At 66.5% G+C, this 15,165-nt stretch carries 17 protein-coding genes; 5 read left to right on the forward strand and 12 right to left on the reverse strand.

Annotated features, from left to right (window positions below; translation table 11 throughout):
- Window positions 1-96: 96 nt before the first annotated feature.
- The 7 genes from purM to RM423_RS06370 form a co-directional block, all read right to left on the reverse strand.
- On the reverse strand, window positions 97-1,230 hold the full coding sequence (gene purM, locus RM423_RS06340) for a phosphoribosylformylglycinamidine cyclo-ligase (RefSeq protein ID WP_396327619.1): 1,134 nt from the start codon (window positions 1,228-1,230) through the stop codon (window positions 97-99).
- Window positions 1,227-2,762, reverse strand: a complete 1,536-nt coding sequence (gene purF / locus RM423_RS06345) for an amidophosphoribosyltransferase (protein WP_311422166.1) — start codon at window positions 2,760-2,762, stop codon at window positions 1,227-1,229. The genes purM and purF overlap by 4 nt, the downstream gene beginning before the upstream one ends.
- A 72-nt stretch (window positions 2,763-2,834) precedes the next feature.
- Complete coding sequence (locus RM423_RS06350; RefSeq protein WP_311422167.1) at window positions 2,835-3,602, reverse strand: maleylpyruvate isomerase family mycothiol-dependent enzyme; 768 nt, start codon at window positions 3,600-3,602, stop codon at window positions 2,835-2,837.
- 24 nt (window positions 3,603-3,626) lie between these two features.
- The gene (purL, locus tag RM423_RS06355) at window positions 3,627-5,939 is read right to left on the reverse strand and encodes a phosphoribosylformylglycinamidine synthase subunit PurL (RefSeq protein WP_311422168.1); all 2,313 of its coding nucleotides are present in this window, start codon (window positions 5,937-5,939) and stop codon (window positions 3,627-3,629) included.
- The gene (purQ, locus tag RM423_RS06360; protein WP_311422169.1) at window positions 5,936-6,613 is read right to left on the reverse strand and encodes a phosphoribosylformylglycinamidine synthase subunit PurQ; all 678 of its coding nucleotides are present in this window, start codon (window positions 6,611-6,613) and stop codon (window positions 5,936-5,938) included. The genes purL and purQ overlap by 4 nt, the downstream gene beginning before the upstream one ends.
- A gap of 53 nt (window positions 6,614-6,666) precedes the next feature.
- The gene (purS, locus tag RM423_RS06365; RefSeq protein ID WP_311422170.1) at window positions 6,667-6,897 is read right to left on the reverse strand and encodes a phosphoribosylformylglycinamidine synthase subunit PurS; all 231 of its coding nucleotides are present in this window, start codon (window positions 6,895-6,897) and stop codon (window positions 6,667-6,669) included.
- 76 nt (window positions 6,898-6,973) lie between these two features.
- Window positions 6,974-7,444 carry an Lrp/AsnC family transcriptional regulator gene (locus tag RM423_RS06370; RefSeq protein WP_396327620.1) on the reverse strand — a complete coding sequence of 157 codons (471 nt, stop codon included), beginning with the start codon at window positions 7,442-7,444 and terminating at the stop codon, window positions 6,974-6,976.
- Between the two features lie 111 nt (window positions 7,445-7,555).
- Between RM423_RS06370 and RM423_RS06375 the strand changes: the two genes are divergently transcribed.
- Window positions 7,556-8,035 (forward strand): DUF2000 domain-containing protein, encoded by a 480-nt coding sequence (locus RM423_RS06375; RefSeq protein WP_311422172.1) that lies wholly within the window; start codon window positions 7,556-7,558, stop codon window positions 8,033-8,035.
- Window positions 8,036-8,080: 45 nt separating this feature from the next.
- On the opposite strand, the gene RM423_RS06380 is transcribed toward RM423_RS06375, so the two are convergent.
- Both RM423_RS06380 and RM423_RS06385 read right to left on the reverse strand, forming a co-directional pair.
- Window positions 8,081-8,611: a GNAT family N-acetyltransferase gene (locus tag RM423_RS06380; protein WP_311422173.1), complete on the reverse strand. Its 531-nt coding sequence runs from the start codon at window positions 8,609-8,611 to the stop codon at window positions 8,081-8,083.
- A 13-nt stretch (window positions 8,612-8,624) separates the two neighbouring features.
- The gene (locus RM423_RS06385; protein ID WP_311422174.1) at window positions 8,625-9,563 is read right to left on the reverse strand and encodes a phosphoribosylaminoimidazolesuccinocarboxamide synthase; all 939 of its coding nucleotides are present in this window, start codon (window positions 9,561-9,563) and stop codon (window positions 8,625-8,627) included.
- Between the two features lie 170 nt (window positions 9,564-9,733).
- Here RM423_RS06385 and RM423_RS06390 point away from each other — a divergent pair, with 170 nt between their 5' ends.
- Window positions 9,734-9,871 carry a hypothetical protein gene (locus tag RM423_RS06390; RefSeq protein ID WP_311422175.1) on the forward strand — a complete coding sequence of 46 codons (138 nt, stop codon included), beginning with the start codon at window positions 9,734-9,736 and terminating at the stop codon, window positions 9,869-9,871.
- A 54-nt stretch (window positions 9,872-9,925) separates the two neighbouring features.
- Here RM423_RS06390 and RM423_RS06395 read toward each other — a convergent pair whose 3' ends face one another.
- The 3 genes from RM423_RS06395 to RM423_RS06405 all read right to left on the reverse strand — a co-directional run bounded on the left by RM423_RS06395 (window position 9,926) and on the right by RM423_RS06405 (window position 12,141).
- Window positions 9,926-10,393 carry a hypothetical protein gene (locus RM423_RS06395; protein ID WP_311422176.1) on the reverse strand — a complete coding sequence of 156 codons (468 nt, stop codon included), beginning with the start codon at window positions 10,391-10,393 and terminating at the stop codon, window positions 9,926-9,928.
- Complete coding sequence (locus tag RM423_RS06400; RefSeq protein ID WP_311422177.1) at window positions 10,393-10,716, reverse strand: hypothetical protein; 324 nt, start codon at window positions 10,714-10,716, stop codon at window positions 10,393-10,395. Before RM423_RS06400 ends, RM423_RS06395 begins: the two co-directional genes overlap by 1 nt.
- 453 nt (window positions 10,717-11,169) lie before the next feature.
- Window positions 11,170-12,141 (reverse strand): Lrp/AsnC family transcriptional regulator, encoded by a 972-nt coding sequence (locus tag RM423_RS06405; protein WP_311422178.1) that lies wholly within the window; start codon window positions 12,139-12,141, stop codon window positions 11,170-11,172.
- Window positions 12,142-12,261: 120 nt separating this feature from the next.
- Between RM423_RS06405 and RM423_RS06410 the strand changes: the two genes are divergently transcribed.
- The 3 genes from RM423_RS06410 to RM423_RS06420 all read left to right on the forward strand — a co-directional run bounded on the left by RM423_RS06410 (window position 12,262) and on the right by RM423_RS06420 (window position 15,051).
- On the forward strand, window positions 12,262-13,914 hold the full coding sequence (locus tag RM423_RS06410) for an N-acyl-D-amino-acid deacylase family protein (RefSeq protein ID WP_311422179.1): 1,653 nt from the start codon (window positions 12,262-12,264) through the stop codon (window positions 13,912-13,914).
- Window positions 13,915-13,962: 48 nt separating this feature from the next.
- Window positions 13,963-14,727, forward strand: coding sequence for a nuclear transport factor 2 family protein (locus RM423_RS06415; RefSeq protein ID WP_311422180.1), 765 nt, complete (start codon window positions 13,963-13,965; stop codon window positions 14,725-14,727).
- A gap of 75 nt (window positions 14,728-14,802) precedes the next feature.
- Window positions 14,803-15,051, forward strand: coding sequence for a dienelactone hydrolase family protein (locus RM423_RS06420; RefSeq protein WP_311422181.1), 249 nt, complete (start codon window positions 14,803-14,805; stop codon window positions 15,049-15,051).
- Window positions 15,052-15,165 lie beyond the last annotated feature (114 nt).

Below are 15,165 nucleotides of genomic sequence, written 5' to 3' on the forward strand. Positions count from 1 at the left end.
GTCACAGCTCTCCTTCCCGCCTCAGCGCGAGGAGAGCTGTTCGGCGTGTCTGGCGCCCTGTCCGACCAGATACGTCTACTCAGAACCCGCTCGTTCTCAGAACGCGCACGCCGCGTAGTCGCCGGTCATTTGCACTTGGCCGCTGCCGGCACGCACTTCACCGAGCCGCCAGCTCGGGACGTCGCGACGAGCCAGTTCTGCCAGCGCGCTGTCGGCGTGCGTGGCCGGCAACACCGCGATCATGCCGACGCCGAGATTGAACGCGGGCTCCAGCTGGTCGCGCGCCACCCCGCCCGCCCGGGCCAGTAGCTGGAACACCGGCTGGGGCGTCCAGGTCGACCGATCCACCACCGCGTCCAGCCCTGCGGGCAGCACCCGGGTCAGGTTGCCGGCCAGGCCCCCGCCCGTGATGTGGGAAAAGGCGTGCACGCCCCGCACGCCGTCTTCGGCGAGCAGTGCGAGGCAGTCCTGGGCATAGATCCGGGTCGGGGTGAGTAGCTCGTCGCCGAGCGTCCGTCCGGACAGCTCGTCCGGCGTGTCGGAGAGCGCGAGTCCAGCGGTCGCGAGCACGTGGCGCACCAGCGAGTAACCGTTGGAGTGCACGCCCGACGATCCGAGAGCGAGCAGCACGTCGCCGGCCTCGATGCGGTCCGCACCCAGCATGGCGTCAGCGTTGACCACGCCGGTACCTGCACCTGAGATGTCGTAGGCGTCCCGGCCCATTACTCCGGGATGCTCGGCAGTCTCGCCGCCCACCAAGGCGCAACCCGCCTGCACGCATCCCTCGGCGATTCCACCGACGATCTGCGCGATCTTCTCGGGAACGACCTTGCCGGTGGCGATGTAGTCGGTCATGAACAGCGGTTCCGCCCCGACCACGACGAGGTCATCGATGACCATGGCGACGAGGTCGATGCCGATGGTGTCGTGCCGGTCCAACTGCTGTGCGAGCACCAGCTTCGTACCCACCCCGTCCGTTGAGGTTGCCAGGACCGGTTGGGGGTATCGGCTGAGGTCCAGCTGGAACAGCCCTGCGAAACCTCCTAGACCACCGAGCACCTCGCTGCGTGAAGTGCGTTTGACCGAGGTCTTCATCAGCTCGACCGCACGGTCACCAGCCTCGATGTCGACGCCGGCACTGGCATAGGAGAGTGGTTCACTCACAGGTCGCTGCTCCAGCTGGACGATCGCGGATTGCGCGAGAGGACGATGCTGGCCGGCCGCGCTCAGCGAGACTCGCTGACCCGCCCTGCCGAGTGGTCGACCAGCTCGGGCTCCGGCATCGGCGCGGAGCCGTTGACCGCCCGTCCGATGCCCTCGAGCACGTGCTTGCCGACCATCTTCGGCAGCGCGATCGGGTACTCACCGTCGAAGCAGGCGGTGCAGAGCCGTGTCTTCGGCTGCTCACTGGCCGAGATCAGGCCTTCGAGTGAGACGTAGCCGAGCGAATCAGCACCGATGGAAGCCCGCACGCCCTCGACGTCGAGACCGCTGGCCACCAGTTCGGCGCGGGTGGCGAAGTCGATTCCGTAGAAGCACGGCCACTTGATCGGCGGCGAGGCGACCCGGACGTGGACCTCGAGCGCGCCTGCCTCGCGGAGCATCCGGACGACCGCGCGCTGGGTGTTGCCGCGCACGATCGAGTCGTCGACCACGACCAGCCGCTTACCCCGGATGACGTCGCGTAGCGGGTTCAGCTTCAGCCGGATGCCGAGCTGCCGGATCGTCTGGGACGGCTGTATGAAGGTGCGTCCGACATAGGCGTTCTTGACCAGGCCCATGCCGTACGGAATCCCCGATTCTTCGGCATAGCCGATCGCGGCAGGCGTTCCGGACTCCGGCGTAGGCATCACCAGATCGGCCTCGACCGGGCTCTCGCGAGCCAACCGGCGACCGATCTCGACCCTGGTGGAATGCACGGACCGGCCGGCGATGCTGGTGTCGGGTCGTGCCAGGTAGACGTACTCGAAGACACAGCCCTTGGGCTCGGGGTTGGCGAAGCGCTGCGAACGGAGGCCGTCCTCGTCGATCGCGATGAGCTCGCCCGGCTCTATCTCGCGGACGAACGAGGCGCCGACGATATCCAGCGCGGCGGACTCGCTGGCGACAACCCAGCCGCGCTCCAGCCGGCCGAGTGACAGCGGCCGGACCCCCTGCGGGTCGCGGGCGGCATACAAGGTGTGCTCATCCATGAAGACGAGCGAAAACGCGCCCTTGAGCATCGGCAGCACCTGCATGGCGGCCTCTTCGACCGACACGTCGGGGTGTGCGGCGAGCAGTTCGGTCATCACGTCGGTGTCCGAACTCGCCCAGAGTTGACCGCCGCGGCTGCCACCGGCCTTGAGGTGGATGGACTCGGCGAGTTCGGCGGTGTTCACGAGGTTGCCGTTGTGGCCGAGCGCGATGCCGGTACCGGTCTGGGTCGTGCGAAAAACCGGCTGGGCGTTTTCCCAGGTCGAGGCACCGGTGGTGGAGTAGCGGGTATGGCCGAGGGCGATGTGCCCCTTCAGCGTTGCCAGCGTCGACTCGTCGAACACCTGGGAGACGAGACCGAGATCCTTGTACACCAGGATCGATGAGCCGTCGCTGACAGCGATGCCGGCGGCCTCTTGCCCTCGATGCTGCAGGGCGTACAGGCCGAAGTACGAGAGTTTGGCGACTTCTTCACCCGGAGCCCAGACACCGAAGACGCCACAAGCATCTTGGGGACCGAGGTCGTTGGGGTCGAGGTCATGGGTGAGCTTTCCGTCTCCGCGCGCCACGCGATCAGTCTAGTGGCACCGGCTGCTGGCCGCGTACCAAAGATCGTCAGCGATTCACGAGATAACGGTCGGTCAGCTGAGCAATGGGAGCTGTGCCGAGAGGTCCGCGCGGTTGCCACTGGCACGGACCTGGCCGGCGCCCAGCGCAACACTCCAGTCGAGGCGTCCGGTGGCCAGCCGCAGGAACGTCGCCGGATCGGTCTCGACGACATTGGGTGGGGTGCCACGGGTGTGTCGCGGCCCTTCGATGCACTGGACGGCCGCGAAGGGCGGCACCCGGACCTCGACCGAGCGCCCCGGATACCGGGTTGCCAGCAGACCCGTCAGGGTGCGGACGGTCAGGGCCAGGGCTGGACGTTCCGGCTGCACCGGCGGGGCGGCGCCGACCGACCGGGAGAGGTCGTCGGAGTGCACCACCAGCTCCATTCCGGCCGCGAGCAGCAGGTCCGGTCCGGTCACCGGGCCTCGTGCGGTCTGCACCACCGGGGGCAGCGGCTGCGCCAACCGGAGGCGCAGGTCGCGAATCGTCAGATCCAGGTCGGTGAGCAGCTCGTCAGGGGTCCGGTCCGCGGCCAGCTCGATGGTGTCGGCGTGGATGTCGTCGACGTCGCGGCGGTAACCGGCCACGAACATCGCCAGCGGCAGCGGTTGGACGTCGCTCGGGCGCCCCAGTGCCGCGAGCAGCTGGCGATGAACCAGCAGCACGTGCCCGGCCAGCACCCGGACACTCCAGCCGGGCAGCACCGACGGCTCGCGAAAGGAGTCGAACGGCAGCGCCACCAGCCACTGCCGCAGCCGAGCCGACTGCGCCAGCAGCGCGTCGGCCGAGCTCACCGCCATCGGCTCTGCCGAACAGCCATCGGCTCAGCCGAACAGCGCCGGCAGCGTCGAACTCCACGCCGTCCGCAGCTCTGCCAGCGGGATCCGGAACTGGTCCTGCACCTCGATCGCCGGCTCCAGCACGTCGAGCACGCCGATCCGCGCGGCGGGCAGGCCACGGGCGGTACACATGTCGGTGAAGCGAATCTCCTCAGACCGGGGCACGGCAACCACCGCACGCCCCGCAGACTCGGAGAACAGGAGCACGAACGGGTCGATGCCCTCGGGCACGACGACCCGGACCCCGGCGCCGCCGCGCAGGCAGGCCTCGGCCAGCGTGGTGAACAGTCCGCCGTCGGACAGGTCGTGTGCCGCGTCGATCAGCCCGTCCCGGGAGGCGTTGATGAGGATGTCGGCCAGCAAACGCTCGCGCTCCAGGTCCACCTTCGGCGGCGTGCCGCCGAGAAAACCGTGCTCGGTATGCGCCCACTCCGAGCCGCCGAACTCGTCGCGGGTGTCGCCGAGCAGGTAGAGCTGGGCACCGTCGCCGCGCAGGGCCATCGGGGTCCGGCGGGCCACGTCATCGATGACGCCGAGCACACCGATCACCGGGGTGGGCAGGATCGGCGTCGCACCTGTCTGGTTGTAGAAGCTGACGTTGCCGCCGGTCACCGGAATGCCCAGCTGCTGGCAGCCGTCGGCGAGCCCGCGGACGGCCTCGGCGAACTGCCACATCACGCCGGGGTCCTCGGGCGAGCCGAAGTTCAGGCAGTTCGTGACGGCCAGCGGCCGGGCACCGGTGGTCGCCACATTGCGGTACGCCTCGGCCAGTGCCAGCTGCGCTCCGGCGTACGGGTCCAGGCGGGTGTAGCGGCCGTTGCCGTCGACCGACAGCGCCAGGCCGGCCGTGGACTCGGCGCCGCCGTGCTCGGCGCGCCAGCGCTCGTCACTGACCCGGATGAGCCCGGCGTCCTCGGGTTGGGCCAGCACCGTGTTGCCGAGCACGTACCGGTCGTACTGGTCGGTGACCCAGGTCTTGTCCGCCAGGTTCGGCGACGCGATCAGCCGCAGTGCGGTGGCCCGCAGCTCGTCGCCGTCCTCGGGCCGGGGCAGCTGCTGCCCAGTGTCGGCAATCAGCTCGTCCTGGTCGGCGGGTCGCTGGATCGGTCGCTCGTACACCGGTCCCTCGTGAGCGAGGGTGCGCGGCGGCACGTCGACGATCACGTCGCCGTGCCAGCGCATCACCAGCCGGCCGCTGTCATTCACCGTGCCGAGCACGGTGGCGTTGACGTCCCACTTCGCGCAGATGCTGAGAAAGGCGTCCAGGTTCTCGGGCGTGACGACCGCCATCATGCGTTCCTGGGACTCGCTCATCAGGATCTCTTCGGGCACCAGCGTCTCGTCACGCAGCGGGGCCAGGTCCAGGTCGACGTCCATGCCGCCGGTGCCGGCGGCCGCGAGCTCGGTGGTCGCACACGACAGCCCGGCGGCGCCGAGGTCCTGGATGCCGGTCACGAGGTCAGCGGCGAAGATCTCGAGGCAGCACTCGATGAGCACCTTCTCGGCGAACGGGTCACCGACCTGCGCGGCGGGCCGCTTGGCCGGCTTGGTGTCGTCGAAGGTGGCACTGGCCAGCACCGAGGCGCCACCGATGCCGTCACCGCCGGTGCGGGCACCGAACAGGACGACCTTGCTGCCGAGGCCGTCGGCTTTGGCGAGCTTGATCTCGTCCGCCCGCAGGACCCCTACGCAGAGGGCGTTGACGAGCGGGTTGCCCAGGTAGGAGGGGTCGAACACCAGCTCGCCGCCGATGTTCGGCAGGCCAAGGCAGTTGCCGTACCCGCCGATGCCCGACACGACACCGGGCAGCACCCGCGCGGTGTCGGGGGCATCGGCCGCACCGAACCGGATGGCGTCCATCACCGCGACCGGACGGGCGCCCATGGTGAGGATGTCGCGGACGATACCCCCCACGCCCGTCGCCGCGCCCTGGTGAGGCTCGACGTAGGACGGATGGTTGTGGGACTCGATCTTGAAGGTGACCGCGAGCCCGCCGCCGATGTCCACCACGCCGGCGTTCTCACCCATGCCGACCAGCAAAATGTCTTTCGCTTCAGCCGGAACCTTCTGGCCGAACTGCTTCAGGTGCACCTTGGACGACTTGTACGAGCAGTGCTCGGACCACATCACCGAGTACATCGCCAGCTCCGAACTGGTGGGCCGCCGTCCCAGAATCTCTTTGATGCGGGCGTACTCGTCGTCGGCCACCCCGAGCTCTCGGTAGGGCTGGGCCTGGTCGGGGGTCTGGCCTGCCGCCTCGACCGTGTCCACGCCGAGCCGCCGGTCGATGGTGGTCATACCGCCACCAGGCTCTTGAGTACGGAGGTGAAGAAGCTCAGGCCGTCGGTGCTGGGGCCGGTCAGGTCCTCGACCGCGTGCTCGGGATGTGGCATCAGCCCGACGACGTTGCCGGCCACATTGCTGATGCCCGCGATTCCCCGGTACGAGCCGTTCGGGTCGCCGTCGAGGTAGCGGGCGACGACCCGGCCCTGCCCCTCCAGTTCGTCCAGCGTGCGCTCGTCCGCGACGTAGCCACCCTCGCCGTTCTTCAGCGGGATCACGACCTGCTGGCCCTGCTCGAAGTCGCTGGTCCACACGGTGTCGGCACGCTCGATGCGCAGGCGCTGGTCACGGCACACGAACTTGCGCTCCTTGTTGCGAATCAGCGCCCCCGGCAGCAGGTGTGCCTCGCACAGCACCTGGAAGCCGTTGCAGATGCCGAGCACCGGCATGCCGTGCCGGGCGCCGTCGATGATCGACTCCATGGCCGGTGCGAACCGGGCGATGGCGCCGCAGCGCAGGTAGTCGCCGTAAGAGAAGCCCCCGGGCAGGACGACGGCCTGGACGTCGGACAGCCACTTGTCGCCGTGCCACAGCGGGACGGGTTCAGCACCGGCCAGCCGGACGGCCCGCAGGGCGTCCTGATCGTCGAGACTTCCGGGAAAGGTCACTACTCCGACTCTGACGCTCACCCCCCTAGATTACCGGGCTGGGAACGGTGCACCGCGCCGTCGGTTCGCCGCGCTCAGCGGTGGATCGTGAAGTCCTCGATGACCGGATTCGCGAGCAGGGTGTCGGCCAGCGTGGTGAGCGTCTGGTCGTCCAGGCCGTCCTCGACGTCCAGTTCGAAGTGCTTGCCCTGGCGAACCGACGTGACCCCCTCGATCCCGAGGCGGCCGAGCGCGCCCAGGATCGCCTGCCCCTGCGGGTCGAGGATCTCGGGCTTCATCACTACGTCGACAACCACGCGGGCCACCACATCGCTCCTTATTGATCCACCCGACGCCGTCACCAGATGACGCCGCCGGATCACGTCACCGGATGCGGCAAGCCTAGCGTCCGGGCGTGCGCTGCCCCGGGCCGATCCGGTCGTTGCGCAGGTGCTCGTACACGACCGAGGTACGGACGTCCGCGATCTCGGCCCGCTCGGTGAGCTTGTCGATGACGAAGGCGTAGAGGCTGTCGTTGTCGGGCACGGCCACGTGGATCAGGAAGTCCTCGGTCCCCGAGGTGACGAATACGCCGAGGGTGTCGGGCAGTGCGCATACCCAGGTCCGGAATGCCTCGATCACCCGACGCGACGGCGGACGTATCCGGACGGCGATGAGAGCCTGCACCGGGCGGCCGATCGAGGGCAGGTCGACATCGAGCAACGCGCCTTTGATGACACCGCGGTCGCGCAGCGCCCGGGTCCGGTCCAGGGCAGTGGTCGGCGCGATGCCGACCGAGGCGGCGATGTCGCGATTGCTGCGGCGCGCATCGACCTGCAGTTCCCGCAGGATTCTCGTATCAAGTTCGTCCAGGCTCACCGAAACCTCCTGTCGACCGTATGTCATACGGATTGCGACCGCCGTACCGTCTCTTGCCCTAGCTTAGAGCGCGACAGCCGACCAGTCGACGAATGAGGAAGTTCCTTGAGCGAGTCACAACCCGGTCCCGTGGGGTTCCAGCCGGACGAGATCAACACAGCCGAACCGACCCGCTCAACGCGATTGAAGTGGGTGCTCGTGGTCGATAGCGACCTGCCGTCGGGCCTGGCCGTAAACGCCGCCGCGTGCGTGGCAGCGGCGACCGGGTCAGCCGTTACGGGGCTGCTCGGCCCGGATGCGGTGGATACCGCCGGCTCCAGGCACCCCGGGCTGCCGTGGGCCGGCTGCTCGGTCCTCGGTGCCACCAGTGCGCAACTGACGGAGTTGCGCGGCAAAGCCGCTGACACCCTCGCCGTGTACGTCGCCGATATGCCTGCCTACGCCCAGAGCACCCGGGTCTATGACGAGTACCTGGAGCAGCTGGCGCGCACGTCCCACGAAGAGCTTCGGTATTACGCGATAAGCATCGTGGGTCCGCGCAACCGGGTCGACAAGCTGGTCAAGAAGCTCTCCCTGCTCGCCTGACGTGCGGCCAGTGGCTGTCGGCGCCGGTCCGAGCGAGAAGGCCGGTCAGCGGCCAGGGGAGAGGTCGTCGCGGAACAGCGCCATCAGCACCAGGTCTTCGTAGCGGCCACCGGACCAGACGTGCTCTCGCTGCCGGCCCTCCTCGACGAAGCCCACCGCCCGGTAGGAGCGGATCGCCCGCTCGTTGCTGCCGTGGGTCTCGAGCCAGATCTTGCGCAGGTTGTGCATCCGGAAGCCGTAGTCGACCAGCAGCGTCATCGCTTCACGGCCGTACCCGCGGCCCAAGTAGTCGTGATCACCGATGCCGATCCCGACCTCGCCGGTGCCGTTGCGCTGGTCGATGTGGAATAGGCCGCAGTCGCCGATGAACAGCCCGGCTGCCTCGATGGCGAACGTGAGGTTGCTCTTGTCCTTGAGCAGGTTGTCGAAGAACTCGGTGACCGTGGCCAGGGTGCGCGGCCGTGGCGGGTCGCCGCCGCCGAGCAGTTCCACGTCGATGTCGTTCTTGAATTCGGTGAGCCGGGGATAGTCCTCGGGGTTTATCGCTCGCAGCGTCACCAGCTTGCCGACGATCATCGTCGCTCCCTACTCAGCGGCTCGCCGGCGCTTTCGGCCCGAGCCAGTCGTCGAACCGTAGTCCGGTGAGCAGCTCATATGCATCCAAATAACGCTGGCGGGTCGCCGCGACGACCTCCTTGGGCAGCGGCGGCAGGGGCCGCTCCGAGGCGCGGTTCCAGCCCGAGGCCGGCGAGGTCAACCAGTCCCGCACGTACTGCTTGTCGTAGCTGGGCTGGGGGTGTCCGGGCTCCCACTGATCAGCCGGCCAGAACCGTGAGGAGTCAGGGGTCAGCACCTCGTCGCCGAGCAGCAGCTCACCGGTGCAGGGATGCCGGCCGAACTCGAACTTGGTGTCGGCGAGCAGCAGACCCCGGGCGCGGGCGATGTCGCGGGCTCGTGCGTAGATCTGCAGGGTCAGGTCCCGCAGCTGCTCGGCAGTCTTGCGACCGGCCTGCCGCACGACTGCCTCGTAGCTGACGTTCTCGTCGTGCTGGCCGACCTCGGCCTTGGAGGCCGGCGTGAAGATCGGCTCCGGCAGTTCGTCGCCGTCGCGCAGTCCCGCGGGGAGCGCGATGCCACAGACCGCGCCGGTGTCGCGATACTCCAGCAACCCGCCACCGGTGAGGTACCCGCGGGCAACCGCCTCGACCGCGATCATGTCGAGCTTGGTGCACAGCATCGCCCGGCCCCGCCAGGCATCGGGAATGCTGTCATCGTCGTAGCTGACCAGGTGGTTGTCGATCTCGTCGGCCAGCTGCTGGAACCACCACACCGTCATCGCGGTGAGGATCCGGCCCTTGTCCGGAATGGCGGTCGGCAGAATGAAGTCGTACGCCGAGATCCGGTCACTGGCCACCATCAGCAGGTGCCCGGTGTCGGTGGTGTAGAGGTCACGCACCTTGCCGGAATGCAGGTGGGCCAGGCCGGCGGCCTCGAGGTCGGCGGCGGACGGGCTCTCAGGCGAGGTCACCGCCAAATCTTGTCACGTGGCGATCCGGCGTCCTCAACTCGGACGTACACCCACACCGCAAGTAGACAATTCTCGAGCGTCGCCACGCGAACCGTCACAGACAGCGTAAGCACTGATCCAGACGCTGGCCTGCGAGCCCGGTTGCGCGAGTACGCCAAGGCGCATCCGCGGTGCGGGCTCCGTCGGACCTGAAAGACGCAGTAGGACGCTTCGGCGAGGCCATCGCCGCGCGTTTCCTGGTGGATTCCGGTTACCAGCTTCTCGACCGCAACTCCGCCCAGCTCCATCACCTGCAAGCGGCGTTCTGATGGGCCTGGCACGAACCCTGTCGATCGCGTTGAGCGGGGTGTCAGGGCGATTGATTAGCTGATCGCGCCACCCCGCTCGACGACGGCCACCTTCCAGTAGACGTCAGAGGGAGCATCGATCACCAGCAGCTTTGGATGACGATCCGTGATCTTCAGTAACGGCAGGTCACCGGATGAGACCACGTTCGTGGCGCACGGACTCTCGGCCCACACCACGCCGTCGATGATGACCTTGAGGATGCCCTTGCCGTCGCAGGTCCACCGCACGATCAGGTGCGTCGCGTTGAGCGGCAACAGCGTCAGCGGAAACGTGGTGCCGCCCCTGCCGGGACCGCCTGCGAGTGGCACGTCGCTGATCCCGTTCTGCGAACTGGGCTCACGCAGTAGCTGGTACGGGCTGATGGTGGCCGGGGCCGACTTGACCGCCGTGTCGTCGATCTTGGTTACCGTGGGGCGACCGGCGTGACTTGCACACCCGGTCAACGCGACCGCGAGGACGGCGGCTGCAACTACGACGCGCATCATGAGTACCCGTAGTTGAAGCCCTTGCCCGACAGTCGTGGACTGACGGCCCGTCCGTTGATCACGGTCCAGGTACACCCGGCGTAGTGGCCGTAGGACCAGTAGTAGTGGATAGCCCAGTTGCCCCACTCCAGCCAGCCCAAGCGACCGGCCGCTGGTTGCCAAGTCGTTCCCAGCGTGGTGCCAGCCGCGACCGACATCTGGATGCTGGCGCTGATGTCCGCGTGGGCCGAGGCGACGATGCCACTGGCGGACACACCCACGGTGGTGGTGAAGACCGAGGTTGTGGTGTCGGTGTTGGTGACGGAGACCGAGAGGGTCATCGGTCCCATGCCGGTGGTCTTCCGAGACGGGTCGCCGAGCCAGGTGGTTACCGGACTCCACGAGGTGTAGGTCGGGTCGGGTGAGCACGTGTCCGGGAGACAGGTGTCGGACCGCCGACCGGAGGAAGCGCATCGCCCTCTGCCGACTGGATGGTGAAGGGCTGGCTGGCGCTGGGGCCGACGTCCGCATTCGCTGACGCGGCGGCAACGAGCAGGCTTGCGCCAGCCGCTATCACCCCGCATAGCGTGAGCATTCTTCGGATCATGTCTAATTCCTTCGGTTGCCGCCAAACCCCCGGTGAGCGTCAAACCGAAGTGTGGACGTATGTGCGGTTTTTCGCAAGACCAAACGTAAAAACTGGACGTTTCGTTGGTGTGCGCAAAGTGCCACTATCTAGATATACGAGCCCGCTCAACGACGCGCGTGTCGCCACGGGTCGATCGGTACGCGGCTTACGGCGCGTCCGTCCTCGTCGAGCAGCCGACCGTGGAGCTTGGTGATGCCAGGATCAAGGCGCGTTGCACGACGCGAACCACGCCTCCGTAACGACGTCGCAACTCGCTGAGCAAGACCTCGAGATGGTCCGGTTCGCGCAAGTTGACGATCCACACCAGATTGGTGTCTCCGATTGTTGCGGCGGCGAATCGTGTTTCCGGCCACTCACCGAGACCAGCACCGATCTCGCGCAACGACTCATCTGCAACTTGCAATCTCACCACTGCCGCGAGCGGCCACCCAGCCTTGGGACGAGCAACTTCGGCACGGAACGCCAGGAGCTCGCGTCGCATCATCCGCTCCATGCGCCTGCGGACCGACTGCGGTGGCACTGCCAGATCTCGGGCAAGATGGGCGAAGCCCCGCCGTGCATCCCCTCCCAACGCAGAGAAGAGCGCCTCGTCTTCCGGACTGATGGCTGCCACCCGCAAAGGACGCGACGACCGTTCCCGCAACGTGGCTACCTGGCTTTGGTTGAGAATCGTCAGGCGCCAACTCGGCCCCCCATAGACCTCCGTATAGGCATGCGATCGCACGTGGACAACGTCGAGTGGATCGATGTGCTGAGTCATCAATCGCGACAGCGCATGGTGGTCGGGAGCCACCGCCAAGGCATATAGGTCGTAATCCCCGAGGACCCGACCCACGGTCATGACCTGTGGGACCCGGTGCAGGGCATCGCGCGTCGTTGCAAGCTCGCCACGCTTGCAAACCACCTCGAGAAAGACCCCCTTGAACGCCGCAGAGCCTGGCATGGCCTCTGTCCAGGCAAGGCCATGCGCCTTCAAGTAGCTCCACCGTCTGGCCAAAGTGTGGGGTGATAGCTGGAGAGCCTCGCCGATGCTCGTCCAGGACGCGCGTGCATTGACCTGCAACGCATCCACCAGCGCCAAGTCATTCTCCGTGATGGTGAACGTTTCCTGGCTCACAGCCGGTCCCCTTGTCTGATCCGGTCTGACCGTAGCTGATTGCACATCGATTCTGTGCATTCGGCTGCAACTGCGTTCGGCCGCTGCAATCTAGGAGGCATCACGTGAGGAGGTCATGAAGTGCATGACGCAACGTTTCTTGAGTCCGCTCGCCCCCGTCCGTTCTGGCTGCGTGGTGCAGTCATCGTCGACGGGACGGGAGCTGACGGGTACGTGGGCGATGTACTGGTTGACCGAGGGAGGATTGCCAGGATTGCCACCCATACGGTGCGCCATGACACGGACGTTGCCTCGATCGACGCGGACGGTCTCGTCCTCACCCCCGGGTTCATCGATGTCCACTCTCATGCCGACTGTTCCCCTCTGCTGAGCACCGACGACAGCAGCAAGCTGAGTCAAGGCGTCACGACGGAGGTCGTCGGCAATTGTGGATTCTCTCTGGCCCCGTGCCCCGCCACATCGCGCGACGACGTCCAGCAAATGATGGAGTGTCTGTTTCCGTCCGTCGAGTACGACTGGACAACCGTCGAGTCGTCCTACAAGCACTTGGACAGCAAGGGTTACGTCACCAACTCGCTTCCGTTGGTGGGTCACCACACGCTTCGTGCAGCCCTGCTGGGGTCAGCGGATCGAGACCCCACCGAGTACGAACTTGAGGCCCTGAAGAGCGAGCTCCAGCGGGCGCTCGATGCTGGCGCCGGCGGCCTGTCCTCTGGCTTGGCCTATGCGCCCGGTGGCTACGCGACCCCGGACGAGTTGACGGCCCTGGCCGGTGTCCTCGGCCCTGACCACATCTACGCGACGCACCTTCGCAGCGAAGGTCCTTCACTGATTGAGAGCATTGAAGAGGCGTTGGGCACTGCCCGTCGAAGCGGCGCACGACTACAGATTTCACACCTCAAGTCCGCGGGCCGACGGGCGCACGGAACGGCCCCTTCGATACTCGAGATGCTCGATGCCGCCACCGAGGAAGGCATCGAGGTGCACCACGACGTGTACCCCTATGAGGCCAATAGCACCATGCTTGCGGCATGCCTTCCGCCGTGGTTTCACGATGGTGGCGCCCACACCGTCTTGGAACGGCTCACTGACCCCGGTGCGCTGGCGGCGGCGGAGCACCAGATCAAAAGCGACAGTGGAGGCTGGGACAACTGGGCAGCCGGCGCTGGGTGGGAAGGGATCCTCATCTGTTCAACGCAGCGCCACGAGTACGAGGGCACAACGATCGCTGACCTCGCCACAGCGTTGGACATGTCGCCGTTCGCCGCGATGGTCAAGGTGCTGCGCGATAACGAGCTCAAGGTATGGATGAGTGCTTCGGCGATGGACGCCCGAGACGTCCACGCCTTCTTCCTCCACCCTCGGGGGATGGTGGGTTCAGACGGACCGCCCACGGGCAACGGTGGCAAGCCGCACCCCAGGCTGCACGGGACGTTCACCCGCGTGCTGGGCCACTACGTCCGCGAACTCGGCCTCCTCTCCATGCCGGAAGCCATCCGCAAGATGACTTCGCTGCCGGCAGAAGTCTTTGGGATTCCCGACCGAGGAGTTGTCGCCGAGGGAGCCGTCGCGGACTTGGTTCTTCTCGATCCGCTAACGGTTGCGGACCGAGCCACGTTTCTTGACCCATACCGTCTGTCCTCCGGCATTGAGCACGTATTCGTGAATGGTTGTCCATCACTGACATCAGGCTCAGCGACCGGCCGTTACGGCCGTCGCCTTGAGCCGGGGCGCAAAAGCGGTCGCACACGCTCTGTTCCGTACAGCACGTAACCCTCCACACATCCGGCACCGACACTGACCGACGATAGAGAGTCATTCATGCGCCTCAAAGACAAGACGCAAGCCATCTCCAAGAGCATCGAGACGGGGGCACGCCACCCCATCGCCTACATCGACTCCCGCCGCTATGTGCAGCACAACCTCTCACTGGAAGACGGCCTGGGCCCTCTCCTCGAGTACTTCGACCAGCTCCCGGCGAGCCAGTCCAAGGTCAATCCGCTGCGTGCCCTAGAGGACGGCGACATCAGCCTCGCCCACATCGAGTACCACATCGAGCCTTACGGGCACGTGGTTGGATTCGAGATCCATCGCTGGGAAGACGGCCGGATCGTCGAGCACTGGGACAACCTCCAAGCCATGCCAGAGGTCGTGAACGCGAGCGGGCACACCATGGTGGACGGACCCGTGGAAGTCGTCGACCTGGACCGCGCCCTGCCGAATAAGCTCCTCGTCGAGGACTTCGTGCGAACGGTGCTCATCGGTTCGGACGCGTCGGCCCTCACCAAGTTCTTGCACGATGATTCGTTGATCGAGCACAACCCTCACGGAAGTGACGGGGGCGACAGCCTCCGAGCCGTGCTACGGGCTGCTAGCGACACCGCATGCGTCCGTCACCAGCGTCTGCACCGCGTGATCGGCGAAGGCAACTTCTGCCTCACCCTCGGCGAAGGCCTGGTCGAAGGGCAGCACAGCGCAATCTTCGACCTGTTCCGGGTCGCTGAGGCCAAGATCGTCGAGCACTGGGACGTCACTGAGCCGATCCCTGCACGCTCGGACTGGAAGAACGACAACGGCAAGTTCTGAGCGGCTTGTCGCTTTGCGTCATACGCGCCCCAGGACCGCTGACTGCATCTCACCGGCAAGTACGAAGGGACCTTCATGGCAATTGAAGAGGTTGACCGTCACGTCACGGCTGCCACCGCCGCGGCGCAGGCCACGGTTATCCACACCAACACCGAAGGAATCACCACCGAGCGCGTCACCATCGACGTCTCGGGATTCCCCGTCCCCGCCTATGTCGCCCGTCCGGACAGTGCGGGTGAGCTGCCAACGATGCTGCTCATCGGCGAATCGTTCGGGCTGCACCCCTATATCGAGGACGTCACGCGGCGATTGAGCAATGCTTGAAACCTGTGGTTGAGGCCGGGTGGGACGTACCTTCCCGGTAGCCATGTGGTGATCGAGCAAGGCCGGCGCTGCAACGCTGGTCGGGAAGGTACGTCCGTGCTCAAGGTAGTGGAG

This window comes from Jatrophihabitans lederbergiae (assembly GCF_031845305.1).
Taxonomy (GTDB): domain Bacteria; phylum Actinomycetota; class Actinomycetes; order Mycobacteriales; family Jatrophihabitantaceae; genus Jatrophihabitans_A; species Jatrophihabitans_A lederbergiae.

Bases quoted from the DNA above. Each gene is read 5' to 3' on its own strand.
- RM423_RS06350 (WP_311422167.1), bottom strand. From the start codon at position 3,602: ATGGCGGTGAGCTCGGCCGACGCGCTGCTGGCGCAGTCGGCTCGGCTG.
- purL (WP_311422168.1), bottom strand. From the start codon at position 5,939: ATGACCACCATCGACCGGCGGCTCGGCGTGGACACGGTCGAGGCGGCA.
- RM423_RS06380 (WP_311422173.1), bottom strand. From the start codon at position 8,611: ATGATCGTCGGCAAGCTGGTGACGCTGCGAGCGATAAACCCCGAGGAC.
- RM423_RS06395 (WP_311422176.1), bottom strand. From the start codon at position 10,393: ATGCGCGTCGTAGTTGCAGCCGCCGTCCTCGCGGTCGCGTTGACCGGG.
- RM423_RS06400 (WP_311422177.1), bottom strand. From the start codon at position 10,716: ATGACCCTCTCGGTCTCCGTCACCAACACCGACACCACAACCTCGGTC.
- RM423_RS06415 (WP_311422180.1), top strand. From the start codon at position 13,963: ATGCGCCTCAAAGACAAGACGCAAGCCATCTCCAAGAGCATCGAGACG.
- RM423_RS06420 (WP_311422181.1), top strand. From the start codon at position 14,803: ATGGCAATTGAAGAGGTTGACCGTCACGTCACGGCTGCCACCGCCGCG.